At 70.4% G+C, this 12,179-nt stretch carries 13 protein-coding genes; 12 read left to right on the top strand and 1 reads right to left on the bottom strand.

Annotation, left to right across the window (positions count from 1 at the left end):
* The first annotated feature begins 68 nt into the window (after window positions 1-68).
* Window positions 69-782, top strand: coding sequence for a type VII secretion system-associated protein (locus tag ND450_RS15885; RefSeq protein WP_253326890.1), 714 nt, complete (start codon window positions 69-71; stop codon window positions 780-782).
* Between the two features lie 347 nt (window positions 783-1,129).
* Complete coding sequence (locus ND450_RS15880) at window positions 1,130-1,630, top strand: hypothetical protein (RefSeq protein ID WP_253326889.1); 501 nt, start codon at window positions 1,130-1,132, stop codon at window positions 1,628-1,630.
* Between the two features lie 33 nt (window positions 1,631-1,663).
* On the opposite strand, the gene ND450_RS15875 is transcribed toward ND450_RS15880, so the two are convergent.
* On the bottom strand, window positions 1,664-2,323 hold the full coding sequence (locus ND450_RS15875; protein ID WP_253326888.1) for a response regulator transcription factor: 660 nt from the start codon (window positions 2,321-2,323) through the stop codon (window positions 1,664-1,666).
* A 364-nt stretch (window positions 2,324-2,687) separates the two neighbouring features.
* On the opposite strand from ND450_RS15875, the gene ND450_RS15870 reads away from it, so the two are divergent.
* From ND450_RS15870 to ND450_RS15825, 10 genes are all read left to right on the top strand, one after another.
* Complete coding sequence (locus tag ND450_RS15870; protein WP_253326887.1) at window positions 2,688-3,101, top strand: YbaB/EbfC family nucleoid-associated protein; 414 nt, start codon at window positions 2,688-2,690, stop codon at window positions 3,099-3,101.
* Window positions 3,102-3,106: 5 nt separating this feature from the next.
* The gene (locus ND450_RS15865) at window positions 3,107-3,571 is read left to right on the top strand and encodes a hypothetical protein (protein WP_253326886.1); all 465 of its coding nucleotides are present in this window, start codon (window positions 3,107-3,109) and stop codon (window positions 3,569-3,571) included.
* Window positions 3,572-3,623: 52 nt separating this feature from the next.
* The gene (locus ND450_RS15860; RefSeq protein WP_253326885.1) at window positions 3,624-4,055 is read left to right on the top strand and encodes a hypothetical protein; all 432 of its coding nucleotides are present in this window, start codon (window positions 3,624-3,626) and stop codon (window positions 4,053-4,055) included.
* A 9-nt stretch (window positions 4,056-4,064) separates the two neighbouring features.
* Window positions 4,065-4,841, top strand: a complete 777-nt coding sequence (locus ND450_RS15855) for a hypothetical protein (RefSeq protein ID WP_253326884.1) — start codon at window positions 4,065-4,067, stop codon at window positions 4,839-4,841.
* A gap of 269 nt (window positions 4,842-5,110) precedes the next feature.
* The gene (locus ND450_RS15850; protein ID WP_253326883.1) at window positions 5,111-7,357 is read left to right on the top strand and encodes an NB-ARC domain-containing protein; all 2,247 of its coding nucleotides are present in this window, start codon (window positions 5,111-5,113) and stop codon (window positions 7,355-7,357) included.
* A 50-nt stretch (window positions 7,358-7,407) separates the two neighbouring features.
* The gene (locus ND450_RS15845; RefSeq protein ID WP_253326882.1) at window positions 7,408-9,639 is read left to right on the top strand and encodes an NB-ARC domain-containing protein; all 2,232 of its coding nucleotides are present in this window, start codon (window positions 7,408-7,410) and stop codon (window positions 9,637-9,639) included.
* A 105-nt stretch (window positions 9,640-9,744) separates the two neighbouring features.
* Window positions 9,745-10,383: an ESX secretion-associated protein EspG gene (locus tag ND450_RS15840; RefSeq protein ID WP_253326881.1), complete on the top strand. Its 639-nt coding sequence runs from the start codon at window positions 9,745-9,747 to the stop codon at window positions 10,381-10,383.
* A gap of 402 nt (window positions 10,384-10,785) precedes the next feature.
* Window positions 10,786-11,106 (top strand): WXG100 family type VII secretion target, encoded by a 321-nt coding sequence (locus ND450_RS15835; protein WP_089919639.1) that lies wholly within the window; start codon window positions 10,786-10,788, stop codon window positions 11,104-11,106.
* Window positions 11,107-11,151: 45 nt separating this feature from the next.
* Window positions 11,152-11,454 carry a WXG100 family type VII secretion target gene (locus ND450_RS15830; RefSeq protein WP_253326880.1) on the top strand — a complete coding sequence of 101 codons (303 nt, stop codon included), beginning with the start codon at window positions 11,152-11,154 and terminating at the stop codon, window positions 11,452-11,454.
* Window positions 11,455-11,533: 79 nt separating this feature from the next.
* Window positions 11,534-12,130: a hypothetical protein gene (locus ND450_RS15825; protein WP_253326879.1), complete on the top strand. Its 597-nt coding sequence runs from the start codon at window positions 11,534-11,536 to the stop codon at window positions 12,128-12,130.
* The last annotated feature ends 49 nt before the right edge of the window (window positions 12,131-12,179 follow it).

Below are 12,179 nucleotides of genomic sequence, written 5' to 3'. Positions count from 1 at the left end.
GCACGAGCGCTCCCGGCAACAGGGCGTCGGCACCGCCGGCGGAGACGTGAGGGACGAGGATGGAGAACATGACCGAGAGCACCGAGGACACCGGGGACAGCGGACCGCTCGAGAACTGGTTCCTGCTCATGGACCCGGCGTGGGCTCCGTCCGAAGAGGACGAACCGCCGCCGGCGGAGGCCGTCGTCGGGCTGTGGCCGGTGGAGGCCGACGGTCGCGTCGGCCGGTTCCGCGCCAACCCGGACTACGTGCCCGCCGACGAGCACTCGCCGACGGACCCGCTGGACGCCGTGCTGAGGCTGGTCCTGCACGGCGGCGCGGAGGTGGAGCACGTCCAGCTGATGCTGCGCGACTGCCTGTTCGACATCGCGATGAACGGGGACGGCAAGCCGTTGGTCGTGCAGTCGCCGGACGACATCGCCTGCGTCGTCGTGGCCACCGCGGAGCCGCACCGCAGGAGGGTCAGCTCGCCGCAGTGGCGGCGCATCGACCTCGACGAGCTCGTGATGCTGCTGGCCGATGGCGTGGACGTGCTGTATAACCCCGGCGGCCCGGCGTCGGTCCGGCTCACCGGCGACTTCATGCGCGAGACGTTCATGATGAGCGACGACGAGGTGTCCGCCGTCCACGAGCGGTTCCGGCAGGAGTCGGGCATGCGCGTCGTTCCGTGGGGGCCGGGGCAGGACGAGACGCCGGCCGCGCAGACCTCCGCGGACACCGCCGCACCGCGGTTCAGCACGGAGACGGAGGCACCGACCGCTCCGGAGGCGCGACGGCCGTGACCGGGGTGCGGGAGGACCGGTTCCCGCTCGCCGGTTCCGCCACCGGCTCGTCCCGGGGTGCGTCTCGCGGGCCGTTCTGCCGCTCCGCGGCGCAGCGCAGGAGCAACCGGGGGTCGATTCCGCTGGGCGACACGGTGTCTCCGTCCACTGGCGAGCCTCTCTCGCGTGCCCCGCGGCGCGGCCTTCGGTGCAGCTTTCGGAGACTGGAGGGGCCGATCACGACTTCGGGCCTCGTTCGGTCGTTCGCCGCCCGTTAGCTTGATCTTTCCGCGCACCGGCAGACCCCGGTCCGCCCGTGCGGCGGAGGGGGAAGAGGCAGAGAGCACGCGCTGCGAGGAGACGAAGCGGTGAACCGTTGGGGCCGATGTGGCGACGAAGGCATGATCGGTGTGCTGTCCCGGGGTGAGGCCGAACTGCTGTGGTCCCACGCGGACGGCCTCGTCCTGCTGGCGGAGCGGTGGCTGGCCCGGTGCCGGTGGGTGGACGGCAGCACCCGCGGGTCGGGTCGCCTGGTCGCCGACGAAGCGGTGAACGACGAGCGCATCACCGCGATCGTGCGCGAGCACGTGCCGGCGGGTGCTGCCGACTGGGAGATCTCGTGGTGGGCGCCGGTGCACCTGGCGGAAACCGCGGAGGCGGCACGACGCGTCCTGCACACGCTGCCGGAGTCCGGCGGCGTGGTGCTGCTCGAGACCGCGCAGGACGTTGACGCCTGGTGCCGGCTGATCGGCGACGTGCTCGCCGCCCTCCACCCGTGCGGCGACTGCTGCGAGGACGGGCACACGAGCGCTCAGACGTGGCTCGAGTCGTTGCTGGGGCCATTGCTGGTCGGCGTCACGGCGCTGTGACCGCGGACGGCGGGAGGCCGTCCGCGGCCGGTCTCAGATGAGGCCGTGGCGCAACGCGTAGGCGACCGCGTGGGCGCGGTTGCGCAGGTTGAGCCTGCTGAGCAGGTTGTGCAGGACGTTCTTCACGGTGCGCTCGGAGTAGATGAGCCGCTCCGCGATCTCGGCGGTGTCGAGGCCGTCCGCGAGGAGCCTGATCACCTCGGTCTCGCGCAGCGACAGACCGGCGAGGGTGAGGTCGCGCGGCCCGAGGGTCGTCTCCTGCAGCTGCTTGAGCCCCCGCAGGACGTTGCCCAGCTGCTCGGCGGGCAGGTCGCCCCGTCCCTCGCGGGCGTCGGTGATGGCGCGCAGCAGCCTGGTCCTGGCCGTGGCCTCCGCACGCGGCACCAGCACGACCAGTCCGTGCTCGATGGCCGTCCACAGCTCCGCCTGGCGGAGGTCGTCCGCGATGAGGACGAGGCGGGACGTGCCTGGCTGGAACGCTTCCTGCAGGCAGTCGTCCGCGACGGCCACGGTGACGTCGGCGTTCTGCGGGTCCGTGACGATCTCGATGCCGGGCGTCGGCCGCAGCATCGCGAGCAGGCCCGATGCGATCAGCGGGTCTGAGGCGTGGACCAAGACCCGGATGGCCGTGCGGCTTGCGTGCCCTGGTGCCAGGGGGCGCCGGCCGTCCGGCCAGGCGGTCTGCGAAGTCATGTGCACAGGAGACCGTGCGAGCCGCGCGGAAGGCCAGTCAGAACGGGGGGCAGGTTTTCGAAACGACAAAGCTGCCTGTCGACCGCCGGTGCCCGGACACGGCTGCCGGGTGCTCGAACCTACCCCTGGTCAACCGGGTTCGGACACGGCTGTTCGGAGCCATACCGCCCGTCGGTAATCGATTTCCCGCTTCCGCAAGCCTTCTCGTGGGCCGCGTCTCAATCGGCACGGCGGTATCGGGTGCGTTTGGGCACCATGCGGTTCCTTTCAGGTTCGGAACCGGTCCGTTCGGGATCGGGCGCTGTGCTCCTGCCCGTTTACTGCTGGTGTCCGGTCACGGCGAGCAGGCCTAGGGAGGCGTGCGGTGTCATATCCCCAGTCCGAACAGGTCGAGCAGCTGAGGAGGCAGTACGAGCAGCAGTTCGCCGAGCTGCGCGAGACGCAGCGACGGCTCAGCGAGCTGTCGTGCACCGTCACCGCTCCCCGCCGGGTCGTCGCTGTGACCGTCGGGCACGGCGGCGTGGTGAAGGACGTGAAGTTTCCGAGCGGCGCCTACAAGCGCATGACACCGGCAGAACTGGAGTCCGCGGTCCTGACGACCATCACGGACGCGCAGCAGCAAGTGGCGGACGAGGCGGCGGACGTGATCGCGCCGACGCTCCCTCCCGGGGTCGACGCGCGCAAGCTCTTCTCCGGGGACGTGGACCTGCAGTCGCTGCTTCCCCCCACGCCCGAGCTGCGCCCCACCACCCGCGACGTCATGAACATCAGGGACTGAGTGCGATGATCAAGTCAGAGAACCCCGGCGAGGACGCTTCCGGTGATGACCGGAGCGGAGGCGGCAGCAGGCCGGCCCCGTTCAACCTCGGGGACGGTTCCGGGCGGATCTCCGTCGACACCGACCAGCTGAACCGGGGCGCGGCGGGCTTCGAGTCGGCCGCGGACCGGTTCCGCCACTACGCGAACAGCAACAGGGAGCTCGCCTCCTACGCGCCATTGCCGTCCGGTGAGGGCGACGAGAGTTGGAACGCGTTCGCCCCCAAGTACTACAAGCGCTCGGAGGAGTACCTGAACGGCCTCGCCGGGCTGGCGAAGGCCATGGGCATCATCACCACCAGTGTGAAGCAGTTCAGAGTCTTCTGCGTGGGTACGGAGGCGAACGCCACGGACATCTCGCTGAAACTCAAGGATGCAATGGGCCCTGGGAACGTGCCCGGCCAGCAGCCGGACGGTGACGGCCGCCGCTGACACCGCTGCTGCTGCTGCTGCGAGGATTTCGACGTATGTCTGTTGAGGAACGGTGAGCCTGCACTTCGATCCGTCGTTCGACTGGCTCTGGGTCCTCGTGGCCGGGCAGCAGGCACCGAAGGTGGACGTGGCGGCCGCACGTGCGCTCGCGCAGAACTGGCTGGACAGCGGCCGGACCCTGCAAGAGATGGCGGACGGCGTCGCGCGGCTGGTGGGGTCGGTCGAGCACGCCATCGGCGGCCGCGCCGGACGCGCGTTCCGCGAACAGGTCACCCGCGTGCTCGGCCAGGTGCCCCGGATCGCACTGATCACCGGGGCGCAGTCGAGCAGCCTGCTCGACCTCGCGTTGAACGTCGAGCACTCCATCTACGCGATGATGGTGGAGATCGCCTTCTTCGCCGCGTCGATCCTGTGGGCGCTGTCGAGCTCCTTCACCACGCCGCTCGTCCCGTCGTTCATCACCTCCGCGCGCATCGCCGTGTAGCAGATCTCGATGCGGCTGCACTGGACCATCAGGTTGATCGGCGAGGCCCTCGAGGGCGGCGTCGAGGAGGTCGCGCAGGACGCGATCGCGCAGCTCTCCCAGGTCGCCGAAGGCAACCGCCACCACTGGGACGACACCAGCTCGTTGATCAGCTTCGTGGCCGGTGGTGCGGCGGAGGGCCTCGTCGGCGGCATGCACCTGGGCGCGAGCCGGTTGAGACCGCGCGTCGAGGACACGGCGGCGTTCCACGGTGCGACGGGGGCGGTCGCCGACGTCGTGGTGGGGGCCGGCACCGCGGGGGTCCTCGGCGGCAGCCTGAACGACCTGTGGGCCGGTGCGGTGGGTGGTGCTTTCAGCGGTGCGGCCGAGAAGAAGGCACACGACACCGGGGACGCGATCGACCGGCTGGTCAACGGGGACGCGGTGGAGGTGCCCGTGCTGGGGGCGATCGGCGATCCCGGAGGAGCGCCGGCGAACGGGCCTGTCGCCGATGAGGGCGGGACAGGGGCGCCTGGTTCTGTTGCGGTGGAAGGAAATCCGCCGGCGACCGGTGGGGCAGGGACGCTGGAGGGTCGCGGTGACCCGGTTCACCGCCGACGGCTGGCGCTGGTACTGGCCGGACGGGAAGCAGAGGGCGGACACGTACGCGGTGGAGGTGCCCGACGAGGTCGCGGAGCGGTTCGGGCTCCCCGTACCGCAGGACCCGGCTGCACCGGTTCAGCCGCCCGGGCGGTGACCGGAGAACAGCGGAAGGGATTCCGCAGAGCCTTCCGAAAAATTCACTGAAAGGGAGCAACGTGGTGCCGGAGGGTGTGTATAAACGTACATTGATCATGGTGTGGAAGTGCAGAGTGAATTCACCCCCTGAGGTGCTCCGGCGCACTCAAGGAACTGACCTTGATGCTGTTTTGGCTGGTGAAAAGCACGATCCGCGTCGGTGCTGATCTCCGCGGCAGTCGTCATCCGGGCGAACATCAAGGAATTGTCAAGTCGCTGTTCTATGTCTAATGCTGACCGTGAGCGTCCCGGATGATGCGATTCCCACCTTCGGTCAGGTGCTGCTCAGACTCCGGCGCGCGTCCGGTTTGTCCCAGGTCGATCTCGCCCGTTCGTCGGGGATGAGCGTGCGCGCCCTGCGCGACTTGGAACGGGGCAGGGCCAGCTCCGCCCAGGAGCGTTCGGCCGCGGTGCTGGCGGACGCCCTCGAACTGTCCGGCGAGGACCGGGAGGTCTTCCTGACGCTCGCCAGGGAGGGCCGTCGCCGCACGGCCAAACCCGTGGACCCCACCATGCTCCACTCGTTGCCCGCGATCCCCGAGCTCGTCGGCAGGGAACGGGAGCTGTGCGAGCTGATCGGGCTCGGCACCACGGAACCCGCCGGCGTCGTCGTGGTCACCGGACCGCCCGGTGTCGGCAAGACCTCGCTCGCCGTCGCGGCGGCCCATCGGCTGGCCGCCCACTTCCCCGACGGCTGTCTCGCGGTCGACCTGGGCGGTTCCGGTGACCGGCCGAGGGCGGCGAACGAGGCGCTGGAGTTGATGCTGCGGGCGCTCGGCATACCCGCCAGGGGTGTTCCCGATGCCGAGGCGGACCGCGTCGAGCTGTTCCGGGCGCTGCTGCGCGACCGGCGGGTGCTCGTGCTGCTGGACAACGCGGTCGACGAGGAGCACGTGCGGCCGTTGCTCGGCACGGGTCACCGCGGCGTGACGCTGGTGACGTGCCGCCGGGTCCTGGCCGGTCTGACGACCGCGAGCTGGGTCTCGGTCTCGCCGCTGACGACGGAGAGCGGGGTGGCCCTGCTCGCCTCCATCACGGGCCACGACGTCGTGAGCGCGGAACCGGGTGCGGCCGCCGAGCTGGTGGGGCTGTGCGGGAACCTGCCGCTGGCGATCCGCATCGCGGGCAACCGGCTGGCGACGCGGCCGCACTGGTCGCTGTCGTACCTCGTGTCGCAGTTGCGCGACGAGCGGATGCGGCTCAGCTCCCTGTCGGCGGGTGACCTGCAGCTGCGGTCCGCGTTCGAGGTGTCGTTCCGGCGGCTGTCCCCGTTCGCCCGCAGGGTGCTCCGGCGCCTCGCGGTGATCCCCGGTGAGCACTTCGACGAGGCGCTCGCCGCGGTGGCCACGGGTGCGCCGCGGCCGGCGGTCGGCGCACTGCTCGACGAACTGGTCGAGGCGTCCCTGCTGGACACCGCGCGGTCACCGGGACGCCTGCGGTTCCACACCCTGCTGCGCCTCTTCGCCGCCGAGCGGCTGGCCGAGGAGGAACCCGAGGACGTGCGGGAACAGCTGCGCGACCGCACCCTCCGGTACCTGCTGGACACGGCCACAGCCGCGGGGGCGTCCACGTTCCACGGCCCGGACGGCGCGGACGGCTCGCCGTTCTCCTCGCAGGAACGCGCGGGGGACTGGCTGGTGCGGGAGGGCACGAACTGGTCGGCCGCGCAGCGCGAGGCGGCGGCGCTGGGCTGGCACGCCGAGGTGCTGGGCCTGGCGCGGGCCATGCACTGGTTCGCGGACAGCCGGGAGTTCGACTACCGCTGGGACGAGGTCTACCGGCTCGGTCTGGAGGCCGCGCGGCGGCTCGGCGACCAGGTGGCCGAGGTGGACATGCTCAACCAGCTCGGCTGGGCGCAGTACATGTGCCGCAACGACAACGAGCTTGCCCTCCGCACCAGTTCGCGTGCGCTGGCGCTCGCGGAGGAGATCGGCGACCACCGCGGGAAGGCGTTCGCGCACTGCTACCTCGGCGTCGAGCTGACCCGGCTCGGCAAGGCAGAAGAGGGCCTGGCGCACCTGCGCACGGCCCACGAGCTGTCGGCGGGGTACGGCTTCTTCGAGATGCGGTACTGGATGCGCAGCACCCTCGGTGTCGCTCTCCAGGAGGCCGGCCACCACGAGGACGCGCTGGCGGTGCACCAGTCCCTGTTCGCCGAGGCGCGCGAGCACCGGCACGAGGCCGGCCAGGAGGTGGTGCGCTGGGTGCTGATGCTGGTGGCGGAGAACATCGGCCTCTGCCTCGCCGGTCTCGGCCGGTGGCGGGAGGCGGCCGAAAGCCACCACGAGGCGCGCCGGCTGTCCGCCGAGAACGACGCACCCCACCACGAGGCGGACCAGGCGGTCAGGGAAGGGCTCGCCTGGCGCGCGGCGGGCGAACCGGACCGCGCGCGGCACTGCCTGCTCCTCGCCCGTGAGCTGCTGGATGGTCCGGTCTACCGGGCCGACCGCGACTGGGTGGACGCCGCACTGGTCGGGCTGGTGGCGCGGCCCGTGTCAGGATGTGATGGAAATGAATTGGTCTGAACGGGTGTCGCCGTCTCGATCGGCTCGGAGCGGCCGGTTACGTTTGGCCCGTGCGCGACTCGGATGGCCAGACGACTTTCGGTGAGCTGTTGCTGGGGTACCGGCGTGCGGCTGGGTTGAGCCAGTCGGGATTGGCGGAGCGGTCGGGTATCAGCGTGCGGGCGTTGCGGGAGCTGGAGCAGGGCCGGGCTCGTGCGGCACAACGGCGTTCTGCCGAGGTGCTGGCGGACGCGTTCGAGCTGGACGCCGTGCAGCGGGAGGAGTTCCTCCGGGTCGCGGAGCAGGGGCGCAGGCGGCGGTCTCCGGTGTCCGCCTCCGGCTCGGCCGAGATGCCGCCGCTGCCCTCCCACCCGGTCGGGCGGGTAGCGGACCTCGCGGAGCTGCAACGGCTGTTGCAGGCGAACCCGACGGTGGCGATCGTGGGGCAGCCCGGCGTGGGCAAGACCGTCCTGGCGACGTACGCGGCGCACCTCAGGCGCGAGGACTTCCCCGACGGGTGCCTGGCCGTCGACCTGCGCGGGATGGACGAGCTGCCGTTGCCCGCAGAGGTCGTGTTCGACCGGTTGCTCCAGGCGCTGGGCGTGGGACCGGGGGACGTCCCCGCGGTGCTGGACGAGCAGTCGAGCCGGTACCGGGCACTGCTGGAGAAGCGGAAGGTGCTGGTGCTGCTGGACAACGCTGCTTCGGAGGCGCAGGTCCGGCCGTTCCTCGCGGCGGCTCCGGGTTGCCGGACGCTCGTGACGTGCCGCCGGACGCTGGCGGGGCTCGAGGGTGTGCGGTGGTTGCACCTGGAACCGTTCGACGACGGGGACGCGGAGGCGTTGCTGGAGGCCGTCGTCGGGGCGGACAGGGTGCGGGCCGAGCCCGGTGTGGCGGGTGAGCTGATCGAGCTGTGCGGGAACCTGCCGCTGGCGTTGCGGATCGCGGCGAACCGGCTGGCGACCAGGCCGCACTGGACGTTGAGGTACCTCGTGGGCCAGTTGCGCGACGAGCGGACGAGGCTGTCGTCGTTGTCCGCGGGGGACCTGCAGGTGCGATCGGCGTTCGAGGTGTCCTACCGGGGGTTGTCACCGGAGGGCCGGACGTTGTTCCGGCGGCTGGCGGCGGTGCCGGGCGCGGACTTCGGCGTCGAGCTGACCCAGGTCGTCGGAAGCCTGACGGAGTCGGAGGCCTTCGGCCAGCTCGACGAACTGGTGGACGCGAGCATGGTGCTGGCCGGTCCGGCGGAGGGCCGCTTCCGCTTCCACGACCTCCTGCGGCTGTTCGCGCGTGAGCGCTGGGAAGCCGAGCACGACGAGGCCGACCGCGCGCTGACGACCGAAGCGGTGGTGGAGCACCTGCTTGACATGGCGACCGCGGCGGGGACGAGGTTCTCGCCGGAGGAACCCGCGAACGAGGTCTTCGACACGCTGGACGAGGCGCGGTCGTGGCTGGAGCAGGAGCGGTCCAGCTGGCTGGCCGCGTTCCGGGAGGCCGTGCGGACCGGTCTGCACCGCGAGGTGCTGACACTCGCGCAGGCGATGCACTGGTACTCCGACGACCGCTGGCAGGTGGTCGAGTGGGTCGAGGTCTTCGGCGCCGGTGTCGAGGCGGCACGGGCGCTGGGCGACGTGACCGCCGAGGCGCAACAGCTCAACTTCCTGGGGTGGGCGCATTCCATGGTGGCCGACACCAAGGCCGCGCTGGAACAGCACCTGCTCGCCCTGGGCCGCGCCGAGGTGGCCGGCGACCGGCTGGAACGGATGTGGGCGCTGGCCTACGCCTCCTACTTCGAGTACTCCCAGGTCGACCGCGCCACGGCGATGGAGCACGCACGGGAGTCCGTGGAACTCGCCGCCTCCTACGACTTCTGGGCCGTGCAGCTGCCGGTCCGTTACCGGTTCGGTGCGCTGCTGTTGCTCGACGGACAGCACGAGCAGGCGCTTGCTCTCATGGAGGCGCTGCACGAGGAAGCGGTGCGCCGCGGCCGGGCGGGTGAGGCGACGAAGTCCCGCAACCGACTGACGGCCATTCTCGTCGAGGGGATGGCCCGCTGCCTGCACGCGATGGGCCGGTGCGACCAGGCCGTGCCGCTGTTCGCGCGGTCCCGCGTCATGCAGCAGCAGGTGGGGGCCACGGGGCTCGCGGCCGATGCGGCGCTGTGGGAGGGCCGGTGCTGCATCGACGCGGGTGCGCTCGACGAGGCGCGCGAGCTGCTCGAGTACGCGTGGACCGTCTTCGACGAGATGGCGATGCCGACCCGCTGCGCCAGCGTGGAGATCGAGCTCGCCCGGATCTCGTGACCGCACCGCCCGTCTTCTGACCGGGTGGGAAGGACCGGGCGGTCGAACGGGCTCAAACACGGCCGGCCCGCTCCACCCCTGCCCGGATCGGTGTTCACTGGTGTCATGCGCATGCCGCAGTTCCCGCTGTCGACGTACGACTTCGAGGTGCTGTGGGCGGACGTCTGCCCAGGCCCGATGCCGTACCCCCTGATGGTGCCGAAGAGCTCGGGGCGGCCCCAGTGCGCGGCCGTGCTGGCCGAGGAGGTCTACCGGGAGCTCGTCAACCGGGGCATGGCCGACCGCGGTCACCGCGCCGACGCCCGGCTCACCCGCATGCTGCACCTGCTCGGGGACTACCGCGAGGCGGTCGACCTGGTCGCCTTCGTCGGATACCCGCTGCAGGCGCTCGCGGCCCGCGGTGCGGACGACGCTGTACTCGCCGTGCTCGCCGGTGGTGAGCTGTGGCTCTCCACGATCAGGCCGGACGAGCTCGCCGTCGCGATCACCGACCTGCTGGAGGAGGGACGGTGGTCCGCGGCCCGCTCCGGTGCCGCCGGTCCTCCCGCGACCGGCCGGATCGGGTTCTCCGTCCGCGGCCGGTCCTCGGTCGTCCCCGCCCTCACCTGGTGCGGCACGGACGACGAGCACTACCTCGTGGCGGAGACCGGCTCGGGCGAGGCCGAGCTGATGGCGCACGAGCACGTCACGCGCCGGGTGGACGCGCTGCTCGCGTCCCACGATTCCGCCGCGGTGAACTCCTAGGTCTTGCCCTCGCTGTCAAACACGCGTGTCTTTTCGGGCAATGCCGTTCTATCGCACCGCGCGCTCTTCGTCGTGTGTGGTCCTTTCGCTGTTCTCACACTTTCGCGGAACTCGCGTTTCGTCTGGGAATGGTGAAGTCGTCCGCTCCCGCGTCTCGATCGGTTGACCGCAAACGCTTCTTGTTCGGATCGAGACGAGCCCGTCACCTGCGGTTCGTCTCTTTTGGTGCATGCGTGGAGAAGCGAGGGTGAACGCGCCACCCGAGGTGTGTGGAAGGGAAAGAACTGCCGCTGACTGCTGATCGGTTCGGCGAGGGGGAGCAAGCTCTTCTGCGGCGGGGCGCTGCTTGAGCAAGCTTCGTTTGTCAGCGACCACTAGCTCGTTCACATAGGGAGACAGCCAATGGCCGGAGTGTCAACTACTACCCCGGGAATGCAGGCGGCGGCGGGCCACCTCGGCAACACGCAGAACGTGGCCAAGAGCGGTGTCCAGACCGTCGGCGACGCGCTCGGTGCCCTGAAGTCGACGTGGAGCGGTGACGCCTCCACGGCCTTCGACACCTCGATGCGGGCCTGGATGGACGACTGCACGTTCATCGTGAACAAGCTCGGCGAGATGATCGAGGTCATGAACGGCAACCGGCAGGTCATCACCGCCGGTGAGAGCTCCAACACCGAGACCGCGTCGAACATCCCCGTCGGTCCGGGCCTGGCCGGCCTCTGATCACCGCCGCACCCCACCCCGCTCAGCCACTGAAAGGACAGTGCTTTGCCCACTTACACCTTTGACCGCGGCATGGCGGACTCGGTCCGCGACCAGATGGCCGCGGTCACCAAGCGCCTGCAGACCGAGCTGGAGAACATGCACCAGCAGATCCTCCAGAGCCTGGGGGACTGGCAGGACGGCGCCAAGGACCAGTACATGGTGGCGAAGTCCCAGTGGGACGCTGCCGCCGCGCGCATGCCCCACAGCCTCAACTCGGCCGAGGTCGCCCTGAACAACATCACCGGTGGCTACCTGAAGATCGAGCACACCGGCATGAACGCCTGGGGCGGCTACAGCGTGAAGTAGGTCTTCGGGGGCGTCGCCCCACACCCCGGCGACGCCCCCGATCCGCTGTGACACCGACCGAAGAGAAAGGGCTGTGAGCATGCCAGGCACCACGCGACAGCTGACCGAGGACGAGAAAGCGACGATCAAGGAGCGCATCGAGAAGAAGGAGTCGTACGAGGAGGCCAAGAACAATCCCGAGGAGTACGACGCCAAGGGGCCCAGGGACGGTCTCGGCGACTGGGGCGGTCCCGAGGGGGAGCACTTCGCGAACAAGTACCCGCCGCCCAAGGTGCCGCGCAACCGAGACCACTCCGGCCGTGGCATCCGCGTGAGCACCGAGGCGCTGAAGACGTTTGCCACCAACGTCCGTTCGCTCATCCCGACCCTCAAGACCGCGCTGGAGCAGATCGAGAAGGTCAAGGTCGCCCCCGGCATCTTCTACGACGCGCACCAGCTGCAGGTGAAGGTCGTCAGCGGCGGTGAGGGCACGGCGATCCAGCCCACGACCCGTGACTTCCTGCGCAGGAGCATCGACGCGATCACGGCGGTGGCCGACGAGCTGGAGAAGCTCGCGCGCGCCTACGACACCGCCGAGGAGCTCAACGCCGCCACCGGCAAGGACCTCAACGAGCACATCGCCGGCGCCAAGGCCGAGATCAGCAAGGCGATCAGCGGAGCCACCCCCACCGCCTAGGGCGTCGGCGTTCACCCTGTCGGTTCCCGCGGGCAGCCCACCCGCGCAA

Source organism: Lentzea sp. HUAS12 (assembly GCF_024125735.1).
GTDB lineage: Bacteria > Actinomycetota > Actinomycetes > Mycobacteriales > Pseudonocardiaceae > Lentzea > Lentzea albida.
The sequence above is the reverse complement of the archived record's forward strand: the minus strand, read 5'-3'. Positions and strand labels throughout refer to the sequence as shown.